Here is a 25,951-nt window from a genome sequence, read left to right on the forward strand (position 1 = left end):
AATCCTTTATCATGAAAAAAATAATATTCATACTAACCACAGCATTTTCTTTTTTTGCCTGCCAGGAAAATGTGCTCGACACCGCTCCATACGACGCCGTAAGTTCGGCGACGATGTGGACAACCGACAACCTGACGGACTTGGGTGTAACCGGGGTTTATCAGGCACTCAGATTAAATATCAATGCCTCCGCCGCTTCCGGAAATGAGCTCTATCAACTTGACAGATTTGGAGTCGGAGGGCAGGGGCGAGACGCAGATGCACTTTTAATGGGTACCATTACACCATCCAGCAGCATGTTTTCCGACAATTACAAGCAGCTTTATGCCGGCATCAATCGTGCCAATGATGCCATTGTTAATATTCCCGAAAAGTCCCCGTCCTTACCTGAGAAAAAAGCCCGGTTGCTGGCGGAATGCAAGTTTCTTCGTGCCTATTTTTATTTGAGGCTCAACCAGCTTTTCAAAGGCGTACCTCTTTTTCTTGAACCGATTACTCCCGATAATGCCAAAAGGGCCCGTTCTACCGAAGCGGAAATTTGGGAAGCCGTAGTAAATGATTTAACGGATTGTATCAATGAAACCAATCTGCCCGATAAATATGCCAAAGGCAACGCTTTGTATGGACACATCACAAAGGGTGCCGCATATGCTTTAAGAGGCAAAACATATTTGTACCAACAAAAATGGGCGCTCGCTGCCGAAGATTTTGCAAAAGTTAAAAACGCCGGATATACACTTTTTCCGGACTATAAAGCGCTTTTCAAAACTGCGAATGAACAAAGCGATGAGATGATATTTTCCATCCAGAATATCGGGCTTAGCGGTTCGGGATCTACCACGCAATTTTTCTGCGGTACCCGTTCGTCCTTTGGTTCTAACTGGAATACTTATCTGATACATCCCGATCTGGTAGATTTGTATCAAAATGCAGACGGAAGTAATTTCAATTGGAATGACATAATTCCGGGCTACAGCGGTATGACTCCGGCTCAGCGTGAAGTTTTCTTTTTAAGAAATAACCTTACAGAGAATGAGATTACCGCAGCAAAAAACAGAGGAGCTGATATGTCAAAATATCTTCCTTCAGGAAATGAGGAGCGAATACTGAAAGTGTATGCCAACAGAGATCCGCGTCTGGGGCATAATGTGATTACGCCTTATTCTACTTATGCTGGTGTGTTTGGAACGAGTAATGCGACCGTCACGATGAGATGGCCATACAGGTCCGAGGCAGCCACAGGCGGTGATTTGCGCACCGACACACAAAGTTTTTTCTATTACCTGCATCGAAAATTTGTATACGAAGGTAATTCTGAACTTCTCAACAGAAGTTACGGGCCTACTGACTTCCCCGTTATCCGATATGCAGATGTACTTCTTATGTGGGCTGAAGCTCTGAACGAACAAAGTTTTAGTGCCGAGGCAGTTGCTCTGGTCAACCAGGTTAGAGCGCGTGCCGGAGTTGGACTTCTGAATTCTTCAGCCGCTACCACAGTAAGCAGCCAGGCAGAATTAAGAGAAGCAATCAGAAATGAAAGACGCAGAGAATTCCCCAACGAAGGAATCAGTTTTTTTGATGAATTAAGATGGAAATCCTGGAAAGAAAAAGTGTTTTATCCTGGTGCTGGCGTGCGCCAGATCTGGGGTGCCAACGTGCAAACCTATTCCTGGAAAGGTGATTATATATACAACTGGCCAATTCCACAAACAGAAATAGAAATGAACTCCACACTGATTCAGAATAGCGGGTGGATTAACTAATCTTATTAATTGATTCGGGTAGCAGACAAGGTTTGTTACCCGAAGTCTGTTTCAAACCTATTGACTATTCCTTGATTGTAGTAATAGACTTACCATTCTAATTCGACGTAATGATGAAAACATATAAGTCCCAAATCCAATTGTTTTTGCTGGTCGGTATTATTTTCCATCTTTTTGTCCATAAAGTCAATAGCCAGACACCTGCCGATTTTGCTACCATTTCCAACCGGATTTTTGATACTTTCCAATCCACAGGAGGTTCTGCACTTGATACCCAGGTAACATCGCTGGTGAGCACCTTGAATACTTCTTATGCCTGGCCGGACATTAATTATAACGCTACAAGTCAGACTGACTGGGCTCCGGGAACCCACCTTACGCGGATGGGGATTCTGGCAAAGGCCTATTCCAAGCCATCCAGCATACACTATGGCGATGCCAGCCTGAAAGAAAAAATAGAAGGTATCATGAATTACTGGTTAACATTAAGTCCTGCACCAAGCAGTACGAACTGGTTTTATCTTTCGATCAGTGTTCCGAAAGATATCGGTAACACGCTGATTTGTCTGCGAAAATCTCCGGCTGGCATTTCTACTGCGCTGGAAAACCAGATGCTTGCCTGGATGACCAAAGGCGTTGCAATTACAGCTTCTCCGGCGAAAGATGGCTCCAATTTAACGGATGTAGCACAGCATTACATCATGCGTGCCTGCCTGACCGAAAACCAGACATTACTTAACCAGACAATAACGGCGGTGACCAATTCAATTGTTGTGACGACGGGAGAGGGCATCCAAAATGACAATTCCTATACGGCTCACGGACCACAGTTGTATGTATACGGATATGGAAGAGAATATATTTCGGGCATCAGCAATATCGCTATTTATGTCGCCGGGACTTCCTACGCTTTCGCCGCCGACAAACTTGCAATTTTTTCAGATTTTGTACGAAAAGGTTTTATTAAGCCATCCCGCGGTGCTTATGCAGATTTTAACTTGTACGGAAGAGGTATAAGCCGTGCCAACGCAGGTAAGGCAGATGTGGCCCTGATCGAAAAAGTAAAAAGCTTTGACCTGCCCGTCCACGCGACCGAATATGACAATGCTATACAGCGCATGCGAGGCTTAGAGGCTCCTTCCTATAATGTAATTCCAGAGCATATTCATTACTGGCGCACAGACTATACGGTTCACCATCGCCCCGGATACATGTTTGGACTTCGCAGCATTTCTTCCCGAAATGCAAAATCAGAAATGGGAAATGGTGAAAATATCAAAGGTTATTATCTGACCGAAGGCGTTAATTACATCGGCGTAACTGGGGATGAATATTACAATATTTTTCCGGTTTGGGAGTGGAATAAAATCCCGGGCACGACTGTTCCGGAGATCACCACATATCCCGTCAGAACTGCCTGGGGTGTCAACTTTGGAACTGTCCCGTTTGTTGGCGGTGTCTCCGACGGAATCTATGGTGCCAGCGCTTATGCAATGAACGATTATGGTACGACAGCAAAAAAATCCTGGTTTTATTTTGACGAAGAAGTGGTCTGTCTGGGAGCTGGAATAAATTCTTCGGCAGCGCAGGCTATCAATACGACCGTTAATCAATGTCTTTTAAAAACAGAGGTAACCGTGGCCGATGCTGCAAATAATGTCAGCATTTTAAATGGCGGAGTCCACGATTATAACAACAATTTAAAATGGGCTCTGCAAGGCAATGTTGGCTACTTTTTTCCAGAAAATGGCAACGTTACATTAAGCAATCAGACCCAGACCGGAAGCTGGTCATCTATCAATACGACCGGATCTGCCACGGCCGTTTCAGCCGATGTTTTTAAGTTATGGTTCAAACACGGAACAGCTCCTGCCAATGCTTCCTACGCCTACATTGTAACGCCTGGAAAAACATCTGCTGCAGATATGCAAAATTACAACATTGGTAACATCAGCATTTTATCAAATACAGCGACCGTACAGGCAGTGCGTCATAATAGTCTGGGGATCTGGCAGATTGTGTTTTATCAGGCCGGAGAATTTACTGCTGATCAGGTTATAGTAAAGGCTAATAAACCTTGCGTTGTTATGCTGAAAAATGTGACTGGCACCAATGTAACTGTCCACGTTGCAGACCCGTCGCAAAGTACTGCGCAGATTTATCTGGGAATCAAAACCCCTCAGTTTACTGCATTACGGGCAGCTACTCTGGGCATGCCACAGGGTGCAAACGCAGGAAGTACCATAAACACGACCATTTCAAACGCAAATCCTATTTACGAAGTGCCGGTAGAACCCTTGTTGAAAGTCACCAGCACGGCGGACGCGTTTGTCAGAAGCGGGGGTACCGGCAGCACAGCAGCGTACGCGACCGCTAACTATGGTACCGACGCTGTTTTGACTATAAAAAAAGAATCGGCTGGATATGATCGAGAAGGATATGTCAAATTTGACCTCAGCGGTTTTGCTGCAAATCTTGATAGTGCTGTCATCCAATTGCGCGTGAATAATGCCAATACTTCGGTTGCCAGCACGAAATGGGGATTTTATTTGGTCGAAGATAATACATGGACAGAAACAGGAATCAATTGGAGCAACAAACCGGCCCATATGAGCAAACTCGGTGAAATCACCGGATCTCCTGCCGGTAGCGTGGTGAAGCTGAATGTCACGCCAGCAGTAATTGGAAGACTGGGAGCAGATAAAATTTTATCTGTCCATATTATCTCTGAACCCGCTACTACGGATGCCGCAATTATCAGTAAAACAGACGGCGCCTTTAATGCACGTGAAAATGCCAACGCCGAATACCGTCCACAGATTTGGCTTTACGGCAAGGCTTCGGAAGAAGCAAAAAGGGACTCGATACCAGCCGTTGCAGATTCCTACGTTAGAAGTAATAGCAACGTTGCGAACAATTATGGAACTCAGGGTTATCTGGTAGCAAGAAACAAGTCTGACGATATCCAGGAAATTTATCTAAAATTTGACATGCATGGTCTACGCAAAAATATCGTCAGTGCGAAAGTCAGATTATATGCCTTGGAAAATGGAATAACGACAGGCTGGAACATTTCAAAAGCAGGAAATACCTATTCGACCAATACGGATGCCTGGCTCGAAATCGGTATCAATTGGAACAATAAACCAGCAACCGTTGACCTTATCACCAGCGCTACCTCCCAGGCAGCAGCAGGGTATATTTACTTTGACATAACCACCGCCATAAGCAGTATTCCGTCAGACAGTATTCTGACGCTGAAAGTAGCGGCAACTACCGATGTTTACAGCTCATTCCGCTCCCGCAATTTCGGAACCGACCTTTTACGTCCCAAGATAATCTACGAATACACAGCCCAAACACAGACAACTCCTTTGCCGGTTGAACTAGTATTTTTTAAAGGTGACACAAAAAACAGTACTGTAAATCTTTCATGGGAAACTGCTTCGGAGAAAAACAATGATTATTTTGAGGTTGAACGTAGTGAAAATGCCAGAACGTTCGAGGTAATCGCAAAGGTAGCCGGTCATAAAGCCACAGATTCTGTTAACCAGTATGCCTATGAAGATCGGGAGGCCGTTTTATCGGATAATAGTCTTTTTTACTATCGTTTAAAGCAGGTAGACCTCGATGGCACAAGCTCTTTTTCTTCCATCATTGCACTATCGCTGCCGAAGACGGACAAGGTATTTTCAGTAGGTCCAAACCCTACTTCCGGAATGCTGACCGTCTTTGCCAACGAGACTTATCCGGGGGCTGTGACTTTGGCAATTCTTAATAAAGAAGGATATGTTTTAACCGAAAAACAGCTGTCAAAAGCTGTAAAAACTGATTTTAATCTTGAAAAATATCCAGCAGGGATATACTTTCTCAAAATCAAAAAGGATAATCTCGAGCCGCAGATTTTCAGGTTTCTATTGAATAAGTAAAACTTTCAAACGGAACCGTTTCTGACATTGCACCAGAAACGTTTCCCTTCTTTCAAAAAATGAAACAATCAACTTTATACTTTTTTAATACTCATGCGATTTTCACTGCCATTTGCATTCTTAACAGTACTATTATCAAGCTTTTTCTCTCAACCGGCCAGCGCTCAAAGAAAGTTAGTCTGGGGTGACGAATTTAACTATGAAGGACATCCTGACAGCACAAAATGGGATTATGAAACAGGATTTGTCCGAAATAAGGAACCTCAATATTATACATACAAAAGATTGGAAAACTGCCGGGTTGAAAACGGAAATCTGATAATTGAAGCGAAAAAAGAATCCTATAAAGGCGCAGGTTACACGTCCGCCAGTCTCATTACGCTCGGAAAACAGGAGTGGACTTACGGGCGTGTCGAAGCACGGGCAAAGGTACCCAAAGGAATCGGAACATGGCCGGCGATATGGATGCTTGGAAAAAACAGAACCGAAGTAAAATGGCCTCACTGCGGAGAAATTGACATTCTGGAATTCATTGGCAAGGATTCAACCCGGGTTTTCGGAACAGTACATTACTCAGACTCACTGGATAAATATCAAAGCGAAGGCAAAAGGCCGGTCGTTGGCGCACCCTATGAGAATTTTCATATTTATGCCGCGGAATGGTACCCGGATCGCATCGAGTTTTATTATGATGATTTGAAATACTTTGTTTTCGATCTGAAAAAATCGGAAAAACTTTCAGGCAACGTATTTCAAAAAGATTTTTATCTCCTGCTAAATCTTGCGCTCGGAAGAGAAGGAACGCTGCCGGGACCGCTGTCCGATGATGCACTGCCGTCTAAATATTTAGTGGATTATGTGAGGGTTTATCAGTAGAAAGTTCTGACATCCGGATAAGCAAAACTTTCAAAGTATAATAGTTGACTCAGTGTATGTTATCGGGGCGTTGTAAAGTTATTCTTGCAGCGGTCTCTTTTACTACAGGAATAAAAGCAGACCGCTGTATCCATACAAACAGTTAGAGAACTGATGTCGCACCAGAATTCCGCAGCCGTATGCATCACATGAGCTTTATCAATTGTAAGTCGCCGAGTATATCTACCTGATCTGCCAGGATAAATTTTCCGGAATTGGTAACCTCATTCCATGTCAGACCGAATTCTTTTCTGCTGATCTTGCCTCTCAATGTAAATCCAGCCCGTTTTTGTCCGGTTGTATCTGTGGCAAGGCCTCCAAATTCTCCATCAAGGACGACAGTTCTGGAAATTCCTTTTATTGTTAAATTTCCACGAAGCTTGTAATCTTTGCGATAGACCGATAAGATGGATGGAGGAACCAATCCTTGTTTTTCAAAACTGATGCCTTCAAATTTTAAATCGGGGTGATTTTCGGCATCAAAGAACTCCATTGATCGTAAATGTTTGTCCCTTGCCTCGTGATTTGTGGTAACCGATGCAATATCGGCTGTCAACAGCAGGTTGGTAACAGCTCCAAAGCCATCACCCGTTGTCTGTAAATTAAGCTTGAAGGATTTTAAGAATCCTGTTACAACATTGATGTTTAGATATTTAATATTAAAAGACAGGTTGCTATGCGGTAAATCAATTATCCAGTTACTTTTCATACGGTTGCAATAGCATTGGGCTTCCTAATTTCTTCAATCAGGACATCTCCGGTTTCACGGCAAACCTGGTCAAGAATTTTCTCCGTAGCATCAAGCAATCCGTCTGTAAGCGTAACGCCCGTTAATGTCAGTGTAAGTTCGCCATTGAAGGTAGCCACGCCAACAGTCTGTGCCGTTTCATGTGCTGTAAGCACCATCGGCCCCCAAAGCGCCTTTAATTCCAATTCACCAAAATCAGATTCAAAAGAAATTTGTCCCAGATTTGTTAATAGAATCTCATGCTGGGTCCCCTGACGTAATGCCTGTGAAACAATTTGTATTTCTAAGTCATTATTAAAAAGTGCGCTTGTTGCGCTGATGTCGCCATTGATCCATTCGGCATTTTGGGTGGAAGAAATACCTTCCCGGATGTTTTTTGCAAATTCCCAAAATTTTTCTTCGGGTTTCGGGGCATATGGTAGAGTGACGATATTAATCAAAAGACCATAATTGTCTCCAATGCCCAGGCTCGTACGGGCAGAAAGAGGGTGCAGGATACGGACCGGTTCTTGCTGAAAAGCAGGATCGGTTTGTTTCAAAGCAAGGACGAGCGCTGCGCTTAATGCACCATGTACGGTCGTATTCTCATATTTTGAACGTTTGATCAACTTGTCGGTCAGCGAGGCTGACAGCTTCCTGCGTTGTATCTTCACCTTTGCTCTTTCCATTAAGTGATTTTTAGTTTGATCAAAGTCACCTGTCGGGAGATTTAGAGGTTTATTGATGCTTACCCCAGCCAGTTCGTCCAGCGCAGGAAGCAGGCTCAGGTTTTCAATCGTTTTTCCGGAAAGTACTGTCAGAACATCCCGTACAAGCAGTGCCGCTGACATGCCATCGCCAATCGAGTGATTGGATAAAAATATAAAGATAGATTTACCAGATTGCTGGATCAATACAGCTCTTGCAAGTGGGGCAATGGTATGGTCAAAAGGCATACGCAATTCTTCTTCCAGAATGCTGTTCCAGTCTTCACCTCTTTTGGTGTAGATAATCCTGAATGGGATCTGGCAATCCTCAACACTTTCAAAGTGAGCGGTCGCATATACACTCCCGGATATCTTGACGGAAAGATTTGAGTGCCTTTTTTGCACAATGCCTAACGCATTGCGCCACGCATATTCTGTTGCGTTACCATCTATTTCTGCAACTACTGCAAAATGGGTGGTAGTTGTTTGATCCAAAACCCAAAATACCTTTTCATTTGTCCCAAGCGGACGGTTTTTTATAATTTTCATTTTGATTAATGTTAAATGTAATGCACATCATCTCACACCTGTCAGGACGATAGCCCACAGTATGCTTGACTCAACTTGTGAAATGATATTTATTTGCCGGCCATTCGTTTCCGGATGCGGCTTAAAGAAGGGGCCTGAATGCCCAGATAAGAAGCAAGATGATAAACCGGCACGGCATTAAATATATCCGGATGCTTTTCCATCATGTCCAGATAGCGCTGCTCAGCTGTTTTAAATAAAAACCCTTCTGTGTTGGCCATCAGCTGATGAAAAGCATTTTCGGCAATGTAGCGGCCAAATCTTTCCCATTGATGTGATTCTTGGTAAAGCTTATTCAGGTGATCAATGTGGATGTAAAGAACCATCGAGACATCCATAGATGCAGTGTAATAATTGCATGGTTTTTGACTGAGAAAGCTTGTGTAGGAGGCTACAAACTGATGCTTTGAAAAGAAGAGCATGTTTTTTTCTTCGTTAGTCTGATCGTCAGCACGGTAAATCCTGAAAACGCCATGAATGATAAAACCCAGATGTTTGCATACATTATGGTACTCATTGTAGAACTCGCCTTTTTTGTATTCTTTCAGTTTCCAGTATGGAAGTGAAAGGTTAAAGGTCTCAGCATCCATGTTGACCGCCGAAGACATTGCCCTTTTCAATTGCTCTAATGCTACCATCTCTATTCAATTTTCTTCAATATAACCTTTTTATTACTGAAACCTGCCGTAGATATGCCGGCAGGTTTTTTGACCGCGTCATATCAAACCTACTTTGCTTCTTTGATCAGTATGTTTGCAAGCTGGCCCGGCATTGAGATAAATGGCGTATGGCTGCTTTTCAGGGTATGTTCCCTTTTTACTTTTGCATTCTTTACCATCGACTGCTGCGCGGCAAGGCTTATTGCATGATCGTTGGTCGTATAGATATAAACCTTTTCAAGAGAGCCGAAATTTTTGGCTGAAAGTGTGACAGGAGAAGCGAAAGGTACTAACGGATCAGGCTGTACGCAGCCAGCGAATTTGTCCTGAACATCTTTTGAAGCATCGGCCACGAAAATGTCCACAGCACCATCTTTTCCAATTCCGGCAGAGGCAGTTGCCTGATCAATCTGCAGGAATTTTCCTACATGGCTTCCTGCATCTGTTTTGGCCAGATCCAGCAGACTTTGACCGTTTGCGGGTAGATAAGCGGCAAGATAAACCAGCTTTTTAATGTTTTCCGGCATATCTTCGGCCACCTGGCTAATTACGATCCCTGCCATACTGTGCCCGACAAGTATTACGTTTTTCAGATCACCGATCTCATTTTTAACCGCATCCACATACGATTGTAGTGTGATGGATGTAAAAGGCGTTTTATCACTTCCATGTCCGGGCAGGTTAACTGCCACTACATTGATTCCTTTTGCTTCTAAAAGTGGCGTAACAGCCTTCCATGCGGAAACGTCGGACCAGGCACCGTGTACCAAAACGACTGTTGGTTTAGTATTGTTTTGTGCCGAAGCCACTGATGCAAACAAAGTTGCTGCCATAGCAAAAATTAAAGTTTTCATTTCCTTATGGTTAATTCGTCAATTCGTTTTGACAATGCAAACCTACCTATGTGGCAGGGTAATAATATTAACCTGGGTTAGTATCGTATTTTTATTAAGAGCAACACATTTGGGTTCAAGACAAATATTGACGCTGGCCGGGCGATGAAGATTTCTTAATTGCATTAAGGAGTTTATTCCGGATTATTGCATCAGCAAACGAGGCGCTTGTTCTGTGCCTTCAATCAGATCGTTTAACACCAGACCAAAATGCTGTGCAAGGCGAGACCGGGATCTTTGTTTACACCTTGCAGAAATGTAAAATGTCGTAAAAATTCCTTAAAACAGATTCTCAAATTGGTGTGATTCGTTCAGACAGTTATTCTGTTCAATATCTACATTTGTTATTCGTCCATCCCTTAAAATTTCTTTAAACAAACTCTGTTAGCAGACAAATTCTAACCCATAACGCTGACAGGTGCTGCCAGGCTGCGACAACGCAACTTGGAACATGCGAAAAAGACAAGGCTTTGTTTCAGCCTGACTTCACCTTTGAAATTTTTTTGATAAATAGGGGTGTATTATAACGCATATAAATCAGCGATTTCTCTGAACGGTTTTCAATAAATCATGTGGATATCCTAAGGAAACAGCACTGAGTTGATCCAACTGAATAATTTCCTGTTTGCTTAATCGTATTTGTCCTGCTTTTAAAGCCTCATATATATGTTCGGTGGTCCGGGCGCCAATGATTGGGAAAGCGCCTTTAGACAATACCCAGGCAAATGCCACCTGCCCCGGAGTAACATCATGTTCCGCAGCTATATTAAAAAGCACGTCAATTATAGATTTTGTAGTTTCATTTTCCTGATATCCGAAATCCGATCCAATTGTAATACGTCCGGTTTCACCTTTGCGATATTTTCCAGTTAAAATACCCCCTGCTAACGGTGAATACATCATGACGCCCAAACCAAAGTGCTCCGCCATAGGGATTATTTCACGATCCGCTGTGCGCTGAATCAGATTATATTCAATCTGCATAGCTGTTAAACGCGTCGAGCAGGCGATCGCGGAGGCTTTCCAGGCAGGGAAATTCGTCAAACCTGTGTAAAGTACCTTTCCCGAATCTACCAAATCCTCTAATCCCATAACAATTTCATCGAGTGGGGTTAAGCCGTCGTCATAATGAGGCATGTAGATGTCAATATAATCTGTCCTTAGCCTTTTCAAGCTTGACTCGATTGCCTGTCTCATCGCCTTACGGTGATTTCCGAAGTTGCTGACTGCCGGAGAAGCTTCATGGCTTTGTGTATATTTTGTACAGATGATAAAATTTGTGCGTTGCTTATCAATGAGTTTTCCAATTATTTCTTCCGCTTCTCCCAGTTGATACCTGTCAGAAATATCAATAAAATTGCCACCCGCATCTTGATAAATTTTAAAAATTTGTGCGGCAAATTCCGGGCTTGCCCCATAGCCTTTTCGCGTCCCAAAATTGGCCGCGCCGAGCACCATTTCACTAGCTAATAAACCTGTCTTTTTCCCAAATAAGTTATACTTCATGATCCTTGTTTGATATCGTTTGTTATGCAAAATTGGGCGAGCAAATGATTGCATACAAGTACGGCTGAATTTATCCGTACCGGGAAATATGCCTTATCAAGCGTATATTTGTGAATCAAAACTGACTTATGACTTACCAAAAAAAGATACCTGTTTCGCTGGATTGCGGCTTACACTTATTTATGGAAGTAGTAAACGGAAAATGGAAGGCAAATCTGATCTGGAGCGTTTATTCCGGAATAAAACGGCCTGGGGAATTGCAGCGAAATATGCCAAAGGCTTCGCGGAGGGTTCTGGATACCCAATTAAAACAGCTGGTCCAACATGGGATATTATCGAAAACCACTTACGACGAACTTCCTTTTAAAGTAGAATATGAGCTGACATCCTTAGGAGCGACGCTTATTCCGGCTATTACGTGCATAGCGCAGTGGGGCGAAGATCATCGTCTGGAACTGGAAAAAATAATAACTGCTTAAACAGACCATTCCGTTGGAGTCTTGCCGAATTTCTTCTTGAAAGCATGAGAAAAATGAGAAAGACTTTCAAATCCCAGGTCGAGGTAAATTGCAGACGCTTTTTTATTCTTGTGTTCAATTAGGTAGCGAGCTTCGGCCAGCCTTTTTTCTTGCAGCCAGTGTCGCGGTGATATGCCGAATATTTTCTGGAAATCACGTTTGAATCCAGCAAGACTTCTTCCTGTAAGCATTGCAAATTTTTCGATAGGGATGTTGTAATGGAAGTTATTGAGCATGAATTTTTCCAGATCTATCTTGTAGGGCTCTGAAAAATCGAATAAAAATTCTTCAAGTTCTGGCATGGTATAAAGTAGGAGAAGTACCGCCTCCTTTACTTTCAACATACCCATGGACTGCGTGATTTTTTCTTGCGAATTACGAACATAAGGAATAATTGATTGAAAGAATGCATGTAAAAACTCATTTGAAGGAATAAGAATATTGGGTGGCCCCATATATTTTCTACCTGTCTCTATCTGCTCTTCCAGGACAATTTGCCTGAGTAAGTCTTCTTTTAGACTTATGACAATGGTTTGGTATTCATTGTCTTCCACAGGAACCTTTGTTAGTTCCGCCAGTTGATTTTTCTGGATTAAAAGCATCTGGCCGCGCCCCATTGAAATCTTTTCGCTGGAAGTTTCCAGTGTAAAACGACCTGAAACCTGCAAAACCAGGGTATTATGTTCCAGGAATGCAACTTTCTCTTTTCGCATACTCGCGAGATAAGAGAAAAAGAGCACTCCCGGAATTATTTCATTTGGATTAGTCATGAAACAAAGATATCAAATAAGAACGCGAACAGGCAGTCTTATCTTTGAAGGTAGGTTCCTCCAAGAATTGCGCCTTGTGAAAAGTGTATTTCAAGTTTAGTGAGATCATCAGCAGAGAATTCAATCTGCATCGCACCGATATTTTCCGGTAAACGGGATCTTCTGCTCATGCTCACCAAAGGCATAATATGCTCACCTTGTAAATTCACCCAGGCGATCGCAAGCTGTGTAGGCGTGTATCCTTTTTCTGTCGCCATTTGTTTCAGAACATCAACCTTTTCAAGATTCTTTACGAGATTTTCGCCCTGAAAACGTGAAAAATGATTATGGTAGTCATCTGCCGGGAGAGGTGCCTTCATTTCGCCGGTGAGGAGGCCTTCGGCAGTATTGGCGAAAGCTACAACTCCGATACCCAGTTCTTTCGCAGCAGGAAGCAAATCGTTTTCTATCTGACGATCAGCCAGCGAATATCCGATTTCCAAAGCCGAAACCGGATAAATGCTATTTGCCAGACGCAGCTGATCGGATGTGATTTCAGAAACGCCAAGGTGCCGAACTTTTCCTTCCTTGATCAAATCGGCTATTGTTCCGATCACATCTTCTACCGGAACGCTGCCATCAAGGCGGGACGGTTGATAGAGATCGATTGTATCAACTCCCAGACGGACCAACGAATAATTTATGAAGTTTTTGATGGCTATCGGGCGAAGATCCATCCCGATCCACTGACCGTTGTAAAAGATTGCACCGAATTTAACACTGATGAAAGCATCGTCCCGACGCCCTTTTATAGCTTTTCCTACCAGCAACTCATTATGGCCGCTGCCGTAAAAATCCCCTGTATTCAGAAAATTAATGCCGTGGTCAAGTGCCGCTTGAATGGTCGCTATACTTTCGCTTTCGTCATTGGTTTTTCCTCCCCAGACAGAAGACATGCGCATGCAGCCTAATCCAAGTTTAGAAACGAGCGGTCCATTTGTGCCAAGATTTATTTTTGTTATTGTTGTCATCGTTTTATTTTTTTGAGTTAACGATACAAAGATGGACTTTGATCTTCCGACTCAATTTCCTCTACGGCTCAAATAACTTGTCTGTATGGCTCAGCTTGCAGATGAATATTCTCAAAACTATTAGAGTGTGCCATTGGATAAGTTTACTGCTATAAAATTGTGTATCAAATTGTTGGAAAATATCTATTGGGCAGTGAATGTGAAGACAAATCAATAATCATTAAAATGTCAAAAAATATGGATATCAAATGAATTGTGTTGTTTTAATTTGACAAACATGAAAATCGTTTACCACCAGGTTAGACGGATCTTTTTTAATTTGACCAGATTATAAATGAAGAAGCGAATCATTATCAACGGCAGTTCAATTAAAGATATACCAACATTTTATCAGGAAATTAACCGGATTTTTATGTCCGATGAAAACTGGGAAATCGGGCAGAGTCTGGATGCTTTTAATGATTTATTATATGGAGGATTTGGAGTTATAAAAAGCGGTGAGGCCGTGGAGTTGATATGGAATAATTCGGAAGAAAGCAGGCAATCATTGGGTTATGCAGTTACCAAAGCTTACTACAACGAAAAGCTGAAACCAGATTCCCCTTTTAACAAGGAAATGTTTCGTGAAAAACTTGTGGCTTTGGAAAATGGGAATGGTGAAACGTATTTTGAAATAATACTATCTGTTATAACTGACCATCCTACTATTGAACTGATCCTTGACTAAGAACCGCTATTCCCTTTTTGTCTTTTTACGCTTTTTAACTTTTTTTTCCTTCACTTTCGGTTCCGAAAACCAATAGTCATCCTCGTTATTCCAGGTGCCTATCCGAGATTCATCTTGTTGGTTTTCGACGTTTTTATCGTTGTTCGGAGCTGTTGCCATGGTGGATCCTAGGTTCATTCCAATTGAATGTGTTCCGTCCGGATTGACAATAATGGATGTAGTTCCATTGTGGAAGGCCGTAGAATGGGTACCATTTGGATTTACGATAACCGAGGTATTACCGTTGTGGAAAGCGGTTGAATGTGTCCCGTTAGAATTTACAACTGTTGAAGTGCTTCCGTTGTTGATAGCCGTTGCATGTGTGCCATTTGAATTCACAATCGTTGAGGTACTGCCGTTGTTGACGACAACTGAATGCGTTCCGTCAGCATTCACAATGACACCTTGTGCCTGTGCCAAGGCAGCGCAGCCAATTAGTAAGAAGGTCAGATGAAGCTTTATCATGATGTTGAGTTGTTGATTTTATTTGAACAAAAAGATAACAAAAATATATCTTGTGTCAAATTTTATCAACGTAAAGTTACTTTTCATCTGAATTATGATGAGAAACCTGGCCAGGCAAAAAATTTCTCCGCCCAGCCGGGTCTCACAATTAACTAAGTTGCTGCGGATAATTAATCATCCACCCAATGCCAAATTTATCCTGGAAACTACCAAAATAATCACCCCAGAATGTATCTTCCATAGCCATTTCAATAGTACCATCAACAGACAATCCTGAAAACAGACGATCAGCTTCTTCTCTGCTATCTGTAAAAACAGAAATATAGGAATGGTTTCCAACATTTAATGAATGCCCCATAGAAGGCACAATATCAGATGCCATTAAAACATCGTCTTTTCCAATTGGAAGCGAAATGTGCATAATTCTGCCTTTTTCATCTTCGGAAAGCTGCTCGGCACCGGGCATATCCGACATCCGGTTTACCAATAAAAACTCTCCGCCGAAAACGGACTTGTAAAAGTTGAATGCTTCCTCCGATTTTCCATCGAAGTTCAGGTAAGTGTTTATCTTGGGCATGACGAAAAAAATTAAGTTGGCTTTATTTGTTTGAAATTGATGACCAAAATTAGAATTTACGTTTCCTTTGGATATGCCTCAAAACGGACAACATCAGGGGGGAGTCGGGACAAAATAAACACTTGAATATTAAAACGGCGTACCGGCTCCGTTATATTTTGACCGGTAATCTACCGGCGACAGTCCGGTTATTTTCCGAAAAACTTCCCTGAACGCTTTATCATCCGAATAACCAACCTCATTCATTACTTCGTATATACTTTTTCGGCCTTTTTCCAGAGTCTTTTTCGCGACCTCTATTTTAACACGTTGTAAATATTCGACCGGTGTGTTGCCGGTTGCCCTGATAAATCGCCGGTCAAAATTTCTACGGCTGACCGCCAGTTTTGAGGCAAGTTCTTCAAAGGAAAATTTTCCATTTAAATTCCCTTCGATATAAGTTTGAGCCTTTTCAATCAATTCGTCGCCATGATTTTTTTGTGCCTGGAAAATATGAAAAGGTGATTGGGACGTCCGGTCAATATCAATTTGAAAAACTTTGGAACAAAAAACAGCCGTTTGCCTGTCAAAGTATTTTTCGACCAGAAAAAGCATCAGATTTAAAAAAGAGTATGCACCTCCATTTGTGTATATACCTGGTTCGGCCGTGATGAGCTTATCAGGCTGAAGATTTACATTGGGAAAGAGACGCTTGAAATCTGCTGCTGCGTTCCAGTGTGTTGAACAGTTTTTTCCATTCAGAAGGCCCGTTGCGGCCAGTAAAAATGCACCGGTGCAGATACTTGCTATTTCGCTGCCACTTTTATACCGATCCCGAATCCAGTCAATAAGTATTTTGTTTTTTCTAATGACAAGATCATATTCATGAGAAACCGACGGAATAATCACAAGATCGGTTTTTTCAATGTCCACAATGTTAATTGGGTAAATCGTAAAGAATCCTGAATCCAGGCTTAATTCCGGAACAAAACCTGCGATACGAACGTCTATCAGCGGTTTATTACCAATCTTTTGCCAATAATCATTGGCACGTACTAAAATTTGAAACGAACCTGCAATACTACTCAGATTTGCATATCCCTCCGGGATGACAATAGTTACATGTTTCATATGAATTTCAGAAAGAGAAAGATAAAGATAGGATGGAATTTTGGCCAAATCAACCCATCACGAAGTCCATTTTGCCCCCTGATTATCTGTTGTTTAGGCCATAAATTTGAGCTATAACTTTTTAAAACAGAAAAATATATGATAACATCAGATTTCACCACGACCATTGTTGTAGACCAGTCTCCGAAGGAAGCTTTCAAAGCAATCGTTAATCCAGAGGCATGGTGGTCAGAAGAGATTACAGGTGGTACTTCCGAATTGGGAGATGAATTTTCTTATCATTATGAAGATGTGCACAGTTGCCGCATGAAGTTATCGGAGGTTGCAGCCGATAAAAAAGTGGTCTGGGATGTTTTAGAAAACTATTTCAAATTCACAAAAGATCAGAGCGAATGGCTAGATACCCAAGTGATTTTTGAAATATCTGAAAGAGAGACTAAGACGGAAATTAAGTTTACGCATAAAGGGCTTGTTCCGGAGCACGAATGTTATGACATCTGCAAGAATGCATGGACGCAATATATTCAGGAAAGCTTGTTTAATCTGATCACAAGGGGAAAAGGCCAGCCTAATGGAAAAGAAAAGCCAACAACGCCTGACGAAGAAAGATTAGGTGCTGTTCCGAATAACATTTAGTCCGTAGCGAGCCTGGTTCGTCTGCTAATTATCTTAAAACATACGGCAAAATACTGGCAGGATAGTTGGAAACATCCGACTATCCTGCCAGTATTTTGCCGTATCTTATTTTAAGATTTCGTTGATGAAGTGGTTGCCTGGAAAACTGCACTTTGACAGAATTTTCCTGTGATTTTATGAGATTTATACGAGGCTGCTCATTTTCGAGTCAGTCTGGATAACTTTCAACAGTAGTTCCTGAGTATTCAAACTTATTAGATCGATCATGGATATACAGTAGATGTTCGCAAGTTTACTCAGGCAACTCAGTGAAAGGTCAGTCCTTCCTGATTCCTTTTTGCTATATGCAGCTTGGCTTATTCCGATTTGAAAAGCAACAAACTCCTGGGAGTATCCATATATCTCACGTAACTTACGAACTTTAAGCCCCATCAGGTTCATTGTAAAAGGGCTTGATGTATTATTTGCGGTAGCTGAGTTCATAGTGTTCATAGCTGATCGTATTTAATGTAGCTTCTGAGTTATGATTCAAAGAAAGGTAGTGTCGATGCCTTTTTATAACTATTTCGACTGATTTATAACGGTTTTCGATCAATAGCCATAAAAATATAGATGAATACACCAAATCAAGCGATGAATAAAACAGTACATTGCTTTATCATTGATGACGAGCCGGATGCAAGAGAGCTTCTTAAAAAATTTATTTCCCGTGTACCTTATCTGGAACTGGCAGGAGAATTTGGCAATGCGGTGGACGCCCTGTTTCAGGTGCAGATTAGTAAGCCCGACCTTATTTTTCTCGACGTTGAAATGCCTGAAATGACAGGATTCGAGTTCATTCGGGCTATTCAGGGACACAATCCAAAGATTATTATGATTACTGCATATCAGGAATATGCAATGGCGGGCTTTGAACATAACGTAACGGATTACCTTCTGAAGCCTGCGTCCTTTGAACGATTCATTCGGGCTGTAAACAAAGTGACGGACTTATTACCAGCCTTTTCAAACGCGATTTTATCGTCGAAATCCTCCGCTGCCGAGAACCTGGAAGCTGAAAGAGTTTTGAACCAACAGAAAAAAGAGACAAATTCGGGAAAAGATTTTTTGCTTATTAAAGAAGACAAGAAATTAGTAAGAGTGATTGCTGATGAAATTGTGCTGGTGGAAGCAATGAAAGATTATATAAAGATTCATTTGCCTCAGCGAACAATTGTCACGCATAACACCATGTCGAAAATGGAAAGTATGCTGCCCGAAGGAAATTTTTTAAGAATTAACCGGTCATTTATCGTTCGAATTAATGCAATCAGAGAAATTGATGGTAATCAGATTGTAACTACGGACGGAAAAAAGGTAGATATCGGCGTAACGTACAGGGAAACTGTCATGGAAACTTTGAAAAAATAAGACAACGCTGATCCCAGATGCTGAAGATGGCCCCTTTAAGGAGTTTTGCATTTACGAAGAAGTTTTTTTTCAGGATTATTCTGCATGCTTTATTAATAATCTTTACGTGGATTATCGGAAAATACCTTGCAGTAGGACCATTGACCAAAGATAATAGCTTTGTCACAAACGCTCTTTGTATTCTTTTCTTTGCACAAACTATCGCTATATATTACTTTCTCAGCGCTTTCGTATTTCCCAGATTCCTGTATAAAAAAAAGATCATTCCATTTTTATTTTGGCTCCTGGTCAGCTTTCTAATCATTTACTGGACAAATTATGCTTCGATAATTGAGCTTTATCCTTATAGCAACAAGTTTGATCTGGTCAATAAAACTCAGGAAACCTGGGTGAAAAATGTGTATGGTTATATAAATAATAATGGCTGGTTCGGGTGTTTCACAGACCAGAAGATAGCTTTTTGGAATTATAGTTTCAGTTTCGGGATAGTAACGTTCTATTTATGCGTAAAAGCTTTTGCTGATATTTTATTCATCCAGACAAAAAACCTGATTCTTGAGCGCGACAATCTGGCCCTTGAACTGGATTTCCTGAAGTCGCAGATCAATCCTCATTTTCTTTTTAATACACTAAACAGTATATATACCAGAACAGTGGATATTGACGAGCAGGCTTCGGATCTGGTATTGAAGCTATCTGACCTGATGCGTTACAGTTTGTATGGTGTAAATGAGGAAAAAGTACCGCTGACGGAAGAATTAGAATATATCAGGAACTACCTGGAATTGGAAAAATATCGGCATCCAAATAACCTCGTCGATATTTCCTTTGCCATGGACGGCGAAGCCTCCGGGTTGAAAATTGCTCCGCTTTTACTCATCTCATTCGTTGAGAATGCTTTCAAGCATGGAGTTAATTTAAGTAGAAAATCTTCCTACGTCTATGTATCTGCGGTTATCGAAGAAGACGTTTTATATTTTACAGTTCAGAATAGTTTGCCTGACCGCGTTAAAAGTTTTACGGTCGGGGCAGCAGTTAAAAAATCCGGTGGGATTGGTCTCGTCAATACCCGCAAACGCTTAAATCTACTCTATTCAGATAGACATGACCTGAATGTTCGTCATACGGATGACGAGTATGAAGTTATGATCGGGATCAGACTTGATAAAGCCTGAATTTCCGGTTATCGATGAATCAACAATCCCAATTTCTTCCTGATTGGTCGAAAAACGTATACCCATAGGTCTAAATAAATTGAAATCGAGCACTGCGTCTGATACATTCGTTTCACCAATCAGCAGAAATGGTTCCGTTGATTATGTTCATTTTAACCATTCAACCCATAGAAACGATGCAAACGAAATCAGCTACTCCCGTTATTACTTCATCTCGTCTTGTTCTGAAAAAAGAAAGACTTGTAAATTTAACTGCTGCGAACAACGGTAAAAAACAACCTGATATTACCACAATGAGTTCTTTCTTATACTAAATAACGGGATAGCTTTCTCACTATTATATGTATCGCTGTATCCTGATTAACCGATGGTGGCTAGCTGACAGCCTTTTAGAAAAATACATTCGCCGGACGTATTGCCTCGACCTCGTATGGTCGGGAGCATATTCAGAGGAAGCACTGCAAATGCTTAAATCGGATGAGTATGACCTGGTCTTTGCCAGTCTGCCGTCTCCCGATCGCATTGTTACAGAAGATATGTTATTTGAATTTCGAAGACAACAATCATTAGTGATCACTGCTTCATACCCCGAGTATGTTTTTACAGGTTATGATTTAAATCCTATATGTTTTTTAAAAGAACCTTTTCCAATGGCCAACTTTCAGTCGGCCATTGGAAAATTTCAAAACCTGGTATCCTGCAGTTAGCGTCGTTTAAAGTATAACTAGACTTACTAATTACAAGATATATCTGTTACTTAGAGGCGATAAACTTCATACGTTATGATTCGCCACTTTGACTTCTTTTTACTGCGACGCCCTGCGTTGTCTGTAAATCAACTCTACGAATTCCATCAACAGCTCTGTAATCAGACACCGGAGACATTATTAAAAAATTATTATCAAAATCCTCTGGCGCAAGAATCTATTTTTGTTGCCTCGTCTGCTTTGTATGAGCGATTTCAAATCTGGCTTAATGGCGGCGAAATCTCTGAGAATAACAAAATTTTGAATACTTTATACAAGTATCTGGTCAGATCCGGCACGCGTAGCACACCGTATGGATTATTCTCAGGATGTGTATTCGGGACAATCAGTTCGAGTACAAAATTTAAAATCTCCGATTCAAATCAGATTTCAAGAAATTCTCGGATCGATTTTGAATGTCTGATTGCTATCAAAGAGTGGATTATCCAACAGCCCACTATCCAATCTCAACTTAAACTTTTCCCCAATTCCTCATTGTACACGGTTGGACAGAATTATCGCTACGTTGAAGAACATCGTCAGGATTTACAACGAACCTATTTTATCAGCTCAATCGAGGGAAATGAATATTTAGATAACATCTTCGAGGCTGCACAAGATGGTGCTACAATCGGAGAACTGGTAGAATTATTGGTTTCAGGGGAAATTGAGCATGCCGAAGCGACAATCTTTATTGAGGAACTCATTATCAATAAAATCCTGATTTTTGATTTAGAAACGGTCATCACAGGTCCGGGATTTCTGGATGTTCTTATTTCTAAACTAAGTTCTCTTCAAAATACAGATTTTCTTACCAAGCAACTACGAGGCTTTAAAATTGCGCTAACCCGGCAGGACGAACGTGTTGTTATGTACCAGCAACTTCGTCAGGATATAGATTCTTTGATTTCAGTGCCGGTAAAGCAGGATTTTATTCAGGTGGATACTTTTTATTCTTATTCTGACTGTACTATAAAGACAGAGGTAATCCACCAAATTCAACGCTCGCTTGCCAAACTGATGGTTCTGAATCAGCCGTTTATTAATAAGGATTTGCTGCAATTTAAGCAAAAGTTCATGAATCGGTATGAAGATCAGGAAGTTTTACTCGTAAAAGCGCTTGATCAGGAAACAGGGGTTGGGTATGGCTTAACGTCTTCGTTTGGAGCTGGATATACACCGATGATTGATAACTTGATTTTTCCATCCGCAGAAGATTCTCAAACAGCAGGCGCCGCTGGCTGGTGGCAGAAATTCATTCTCGAAAAATATACCGAAGTACTTCGGGAAGGCTCCGCAACTATTGAGCTTACCGACGAAGATCTCGACAATATTGCAAGACATAAAACAGCTGACATTCCGGACGTTCCTAATTTTTATGCGTTTGGTAATATCCTTTCCAACTCGGGCGAAGCTATGGATCAAGGACACTTTACATTCAACTTAGGAGTTTGTAACGGGCCGTCAGCGGTTAATATAATCAGTCGTTTTTACGAAGGAAGTCAGGAATTACTTGATCATTTGCGGGTATGCGTCAAACAGGAAGAAGAGCAAAATCCGGATGTGATTTTCGCTGAAATTATTTACTGTCCGGATTCCCGCGCCGGCAATATCATGGCCCGGCCATCATTGTATCAATATGAAATCCCGTATATGGGAAAAGCCTCGGTGGCGAAGGAATTTCAGATTCCGGTTCAGGATCTGATGATTTCGGTCCGTGCAGGTGCTGTAATGTTAAGATCCAGAAGGCTGAATAAAAGGATTATTCCCAGATTATCCAACGCGCATAATTACAAAACCGGTTTGCCGATTTATCGTTTTTTATGCGATTTACAACATCAGGATGCTCATTTAAATTTGAAATTTGATTGGGACTTTCTGGCGGATCAGAAGTTTCTTCCCCAGGTCAAATATCAAAATATTATCTTACAGCGAGCTGCCTGGATTTTAGAAGCAAGTGAATTTAAAGGAGCATTATTGAACGATGTATTAAAAAAGTTACAGAAGCGGGGCATACCGGAAAAATTTGTAATTGTCTCGGGGGATAATGAATTATTTGTTGACAGCAATATTTCTTACTCGTTACAATTACTTATTCAGGCATTTCATAAGGAACAAACCGTTTTGGTTAAAGAGTTTTTATTGACGCCAGAAAATTGTTTTCTTCAACATGAAGGTCAAAAATACGCCAGTGAGGTGGTTATTCCGTTTTGGAATGATCATGCTGCGCCAATTAAAGGTTTCTCACTCGAAAATGAAAATGACCTGGAAAGACGATTCTCTATTGGGAGCGAATGGTTATATCTTAAAATTTATGCTGGCGAGAAAACTTGTGATACCATGCTGATCAATGATTTTTATCCGTTAGTCAGGCAATTGCTGGAGGACAAAGTCATTGAAAAGTTTTTCTTTATTCGTTACGCGGATCCTGAGTCCCATTTGAGGCTGCGATTTTACAGTAAGAAGCAGGATTTTTATCAGGAAGTTATCAAAGCTATTCAGGATATACTACAAAGAAATAAAGAAGAAGACATTGTTTATAAAATTCAGGCAGACACCTACAACCGGGAATTGGAACGGTATGGAAATGAATATATAGGATTATGTGAAACCTTATTTCATAACGATAGTATGTCTATTTTAGAATTTTTATGGCGTTCGGATAATGGTTATGATGAAAACAATCGATTTATTTTCGCTGTCAGGCAGATAAATAATCTATTGTCCAATGCTGATTTTTCTTATACTGTTCGATATGAAATTCTGGATAAACTGAAGGAAAATTTTTTCCTTGAATTTAATGGAGATAGCGGCTTACGAAAGCAGTTGGGCGAAAAATACAGAGAATTCAGGCCAATGATGGAGCTGGTGTTAAAAGCTGAGCAGGGCGCTGCAAATATTGAAAACCGTTACCTGAAAGAACTTGTCGAAAACATTCAGGATAGGACGCAGCTGCTGGCGATATTTGCAAGCCTTATTCATATGACGATAAATCGATTGTTTCCTTATAAACAGCGGGTATATGAATTGATTATTTATCATTGTCTCGCAAAACAATATGCTTCCGAAAAGTCCCGTCGAAGGTGACTAGGTGATTGCTTCTTCATTATCAGGAAATTTGATCATATTATTCCTCAAAATTCTGGTTTATAACGTGAAGGTGTGGAGTTGTTCAACATGATTGTTGTGGATAATCAGATTGTGTCAGATATTGTAGGATTAAAAATAATTTTTGAAAAGAAAAACGAACTTTTTGCTAACTGACATATCCTTAGGCATAATTATTGCTTTACACTTTGGATAAAATTTATTTACAGTACGTAAGCCTTTTCTGAAACTGCAAAAAAACTGACTTGATGAGTTTAAATTTTTCTCGTGATCCAGGTGAAATGGTAAAGTTATTGCCAAAATCTCCGACAGGTATAGTCGGGCTGGACAAGATTACAGAGGGAGGTATTCCCAAGGATCGTCCTACATTGATTTGTGGCGGAGCAGGATGTGGAAAAACGTTGTTTTCCATGGAATTTATCGTACGTGGGGCAATTGAGTTTAATGAACCAGGCGTTTTTATGGCCTTTGAGGAAAAGGCTGATGAATTGGCTGTGAATGTGGCTTCGTTAGGTTTTGACCTCGAAAAATTACAGGCTGCAAAGCTGATCAAGCTAGATCATGTCTATATAGAAAGAAGTGAAATCGAGGAAACTGGCGAGTATGATCTTGACGGGATTTTTATTCGTCTTGGACATGCAATTGATAGCATTGGAGCAAAACGCGTAGTACTTGATACGATTGAAAACCTGTTTTCGAGCCTGAATAACCAAGCTATAATAAGAGCAGAATTAAGACGCCTTTTTCAATGGTTAAAAGAAAAAAAGGTTACTACCATCATTACCGGTGAAAAAGGTGACGGAACTTTTACGCGTCATGGTCTTGAAGAATATGTATCTGACTGCGTGATTCTTTTAGATCACCGGGTTACAAATCAAATATCAACGCGCCTTCTGCGGGTTGTGAAATACCGTGGATCGGTACATGGAACGAATGAATATCCGTTTTTGATCGATCGTAGCGGTATTTCCGTATTGCCTGTTACTTCGTTGACTTTGGAACATGAAGTTTCGACGATACGTGTGTCTTCCGGTATACCTGCCCTAGATAAAATGCTGGGAGGACAAGGCTTCTACAAGGGAAGCAGTGTTCTGGTTTCAGGTACTGCCGGAACGGGAAAGACCAGTATTGCGGGCTATTTTGCAAATGAAACCTGTAACAGGGGAGAGCGGTGTATCTTTTTTGCTTTTGAGGAATCTCCGAAGCAGATCGTTCGGAATATGACATCGATTGGTATAAATCTTCAGGATCATGTCAAAAATGGATTACTTAAATTCCATGCGTCGCGACCAACTTTAAACGGTCTCGAAATGCACCTGGTGGCTATTCATCAGATGGTTGAAGACTTCAAGCCCCAGACTGTAATTCTTGATCCGATCACCAATCTTATCACCGTTGGGTCGGTGAGTGAGGTAAAAACGATGTTGATCCGTCTGATCGACTTTCTGCAATCTGAACAAATTACGGTAATGTTCACGGCGCTTACGCTGAACAACATAGTAAATGAGCAGACAGATGAAGGAGTATCTTCGTTGGTCGACGCCTGGCTTTTGGTAAGAGATATCGAATTTAACGGCGAGCGCAACCGCGGGATGTATGTTATGAAATCCAGAGGGATGAAACATTCAAACCAAGTCAGGGAATTTGTAATTTCTGATGAGGGACTGAACCTCGTGGATGTATACTTAGGACCGGAAGGTGTGCTTACCGGCTCTGCAAGAGATGCCCAGCGGTTACAGGAAGAAACCGGGTCGGTTTTAAGGCAGCACGCGCTGACGATGAAGGATATGGAGATCGATCGGAAACGTCGTGTTTTGGAAGCTAAAATTGCCAGTCTGAAAGAAGAATTTGATTCTGTCCAGGATGAACTGAACAAGAGTTATATCGAAGACGAATTGAGAAAAGAAGTAATAGAGAAAAACCGGGAGCAGTTAATACGTAACCGTCATAACGAAGAATAAGCTTAGGCAGTC

Annotated in this window: 22 protein-coding genes; 11 read left to right on the top strand and 11 right to left on the bottom strand. The window is 41.3% G+C overall.

What is annotated here, in order from left to right; translation table 11 throughout:
- Positions 1–11: 11 nt before the first annotated feature.
- The 3 genes from BMY70_RS26970 (at position 12) to BMY70_RS26980 (ending at position 6,568) form a co-directional block, all read left to right on the top strand.
- The gene (locus tag BMY70_RS26970; protein WP_090340878.1) at positions 12–1,763 is read left to right on the top strand and encodes a RagB/SusD family nutrient uptake outer membrane protein; all 1,752 of its coding nucleotides are present in this window, start codon (positions 12–14) and stop codon (positions 1,761–1,763) included.
- A 110-nt stretch (positions 1,764–1,873) separates the two neighbouring features.
- On the top strand, positions 1,874–5,692 hold the full coding sequence (locus BMY70_RS26975) for a polysaccharide lyase family 8 super-sandwich domain-containing protein (protein ID WP_090340880.1): 3,819 nt from the start codon (positions 1,874–1,876) through the stop codon (positions 5,690–5,692).
- Between the two features lie 93 nt (positions 5,693–5,785).
- Positions 5,786–6,568, top strand: a complete 783-nt coding sequence (locus BMY70_RS26980; RefSeq protein WP_090340882.1) for a glycoside hydrolase family 16 protein — start codon at positions 5,786–5,788, stop codon at positions 6,566–6,568.
- Positions 6,569–6,752: 184 nt separating this feature from the next.
- Here BMY70_RS26980 and BMY70_RS26985 read toward each other — a convergent pair whose 3' ends face one another.
- The 5 genes from BMY70_RS26985 to BMY70_RS27005 form a co-directional block, all read right to left on the bottom strand.
- Positions 6,753–7,316, bottom strand: a complete 564-nt coding sequence (locus tag BMY70_RS26985) for a YceI family protein (RefSeq protein WP_090340884.1) — start codon at positions 7,314–7,316, stop codon at positions 6,753–6,755.
- Entirely contained in the window at positions 7,313–8,590 is a 1,278-nt protein-coding gene (locus BMY70_RS26990) for a phthiocerol/phthiodiolone dimycocerosyl transferase family protein (RefSeq protein ID WP_090340886.1), read from the bottom strand. The genes BMY70_RS26985 and BMY70_RS26990 overlap by 4 nt, the downstream gene beginning before the upstream one ends.
- Before the next feature lie 89 nt (positions 8,591–8,679).
- Positions 8,680–9,267: a Crp/Fnr family transcriptional regulator gene (locus tag BMY70_RS26995; RefSeq protein WP_090340888.1), complete on the bottom strand. Its 588-nt coding sequence runs from the start codon at positions 9,265–9,267 to the stop codon at positions 8,680–8,682.
- A gap of 89 nt (positions 9,268–9,356) precedes the next feature.
- The gene (locus BMY70_RS27000; protein WP_090340890.1) at positions 9,357–10,142 is read right to left on the bottom strand and encodes an alpha/beta fold hydrolase; all 786 of its coding nucleotides are present in this window, start codon (positions 10,140–10,142) and stop codon (positions 9,357–9,359) included.
- A gap of 576 nt (positions 10,143–10,718) precedes the next feature.
- A complete protein-coding gene (locus BMY70_RS27005) occupies positions 10,719–11,687 on the bottom strand; it encodes an aldo/keto reductase (RefSeq protein ID WP_090340892.1) in 969 nt (322 codons plus the stop codon).
- Between the two features lie 128 nt (positions 11,688–11,815).
- Between BMY70_RS27005 and BMY70_RS27010 the strand changes: the two genes are divergently transcribed.
- Positions 11,816–12,166: a winged helix-turn-helix transcriptional regulator gene (locus BMY70_RS27010; RefSeq protein WP_090340894.1), complete on the top strand. Its 351-nt coding sequence runs from the start codon at positions 11,816–11,818 to the stop codon at positions 12,164–12,166.
- On the opposite strand, the gene BMY70_RS27015 is transcribed toward BMY70_RS27010, so the two are convergent.
- The gene (locus tag BMY70_RS27015; RefSeq protein WP_090340896.1) at positions 12,163–12,975 is read right to left on the bottom strand and encodes a helix-turn-helix domain-containing protein; all 813 of its coding nucleotides are present in this window, start codon (positions 12,973–12,975) and stop codon (positions 12,163–12,165) included. The two genes, BMY70_RS27010 and BMY70_RS27015, sit on opposite strands and share 4 nt — an antisense overlap.
- A gap of 38 nt (positions 12,976–13,013) precedes the next feature.
- Positions 13,014–13,985, bottom strand: a complete 972-nt coding sequence (locus BMY70_RS27020) for an aldo/keto reductase (protein WP_090340899.1) — start codon at positions 13,983–13,985, stop codon at positions 13,014–13,016.
- Positions 13,986–14,319: 334 nt separating this feature from the next.
- Here BMY70_RS27020 and BMY70_RS27025 point away from each other — a divergent pair, with 334 nt between their 5' ends.
- On the top strand, positions 14,320–14,712 hold the full coding sequence (locus tag BMY70_RS27025) for a barstar family protein (protein ID WP_090340901.1): 393 nt from the start codon (positions 14,320–14,322) through the stop codon (positions 14,710–14,712).
- A 6-nt stretch (positions 14,713–14,718) separates the two neighbouring features.
- On the opposite strand, the gene BMY70_RS27030 is transcribed toward BMY70_RS27025, so the two are convergent.
- The 3 genes from BMY70_RS27030 to BMY70_RS27040 all read right to left on the bottom strand — a co-directional run bounded on the left by BMY70_RS27030 (position 14,719) and on the right by BMY70_RS27040 (position 16,903).
- On the bottom strand, positions 14,719–15,216 hold the full coding sequence (locus tag BMY70_RS27030) for a hypothetical protein (RefSeq protein WP_090340904.1): 498 nt from the start codon (positions 15,214–15,216) through the stop codon (positions 14,719–14,721).
- 148 nt (positions 15,217–15,364) lie between these two features.
- Complete coding sequence (locus tag BMY70_RS27035; RefSeq protein WP_090340907.1) at positions 15,365–15,793, bottom strand: VOC family protein; 429 nt, start codon at positions 15,791–15,793, stop codon at positions 15,365–15,367.
- A gap of 129 nt (positions 15,794–15,922) precedes the next feature.
- Positions 15,923–16,903 carry a GlxA family transcriptional regulator gene (locus BMY70_RS27040; protein WP_090340909.1) on the bottom strand — a complete coding sequence of 327 codons (981 nt, stop codon included), beginning with the start codon at positions 16,901–16,903 and terminating at the stop codon, positions 15,923–15,925.
- A gap of 138 nt (positions 16,904–17,041) precedes the next feature.
- Between BMY70_RS27040 and BMY70_RS27045 the strand changes: the two genes are divergently transcribed.
- Positions 17,042–17,539 carry an SRPBCC family protein gene (locus BMY70_RS27045; RefSeq protein WP_090340910.1) on the top strand — a complete coding sequence of 166 codons (498 nt, stop codon included), beginning with the start codon at positions 17,042–17,044 and terminating at the stop codon, positions 17,537–17,539.
- A gap of 183 nt (positions 17,540–17,722) precedes the next feature.
- Here the strand turns inward: BMY70_RS27045 and BMY70_RS27050 are convergent, their stop codons facing one another.
- Positions 17,723–18,031, bottom strand: a complete 309-nt coding sequence (locus tag BMY70_RS27050) for a helix-turn-helix domain-containing protein (RefSeq protein WP_229209801.1) — start codon at positions 18,029–18,031, stop codon at positions 17,723–17,725.
- 141 nt (positions 18,032–18,172) lie between these two features.
- Here BMY70_RS27050 and BMY70_RS27055 point away from each other — a divergent pair, with 141 nt between their 5' ends.
- The 5 genes from BMY70_RS27055 to kaiC all read left to right on the top strand — a co-directional run bounded on the left by BMY70_RS27055 (position 18,173) and on the right by kaiC (position 25,939).
- Positions 18,173–18,949: a LytR/AlgR family response regulator transcription factor gene (locus BMY70_RS27055; protein WP_090341468.1), complete on the top strand. Its 777-nt coding sequence runs from the start codon at positions 18,173–18,175 to the stop codon at positions 18,947–18,949.
- Between the two features lie 26 nt (positions 18,950–18,975).
- Complete coding sequence (locus tag BMY70_RS27060) at positions 18,976–20,124, top strand: sensor histidine kinase (protein WP_177197141.1); 1,149 nt, start codon at positions 18,976–18,978, stop codon at positions 20,122–20,124.
- Between the two features lie 341 nt (positions 20,125–20,465).
- Complete coding sequence (locus BMY70_RS27065; protein WP_090340915.1) at positions 20,466–20,831, top strand: response regulator; 366 nt, start codon at positions 20,466–20,468, stop codon at positions 20,829–20,831.
- 75 nt (positions 20,832–20,906) lie between these two features.
- Complete coding sequence (locus BMY70_RS27070) at positions 20,907–23,957, top strand: lantibiotic dehydratase (RefSeq protein WP_090340917.1); 3,051 nt, start codon at positions 20,907–20,909, stop codon at positions 23,955–23,957.
- Positions 23,958–24,226: 269 nt separating this feature from the next.
- Positions 24,227–25,939: a circadian clock protein KaiC gene (kaiC, locus tag BMY70_RS27075; RefSeq protein ID WP_090340920.1), complete on the top strand. Its 1,713-nt coding sequence runs from the start codon at positions 24,227–24,229 to the stop codon at positions 25,937–25,939.
- Positions 25,940–25,951: the final 12 nt, after the last annotated feature.

This window comes from Dyadobacter koreensis (genome assembly GCF_900108855.1).
GTDB lineage: Bacteria > Bacteroidota > Bacteroidia > Cytophagales > Spirosomataceae > Dyadobacter > Dyadobacter koreensis.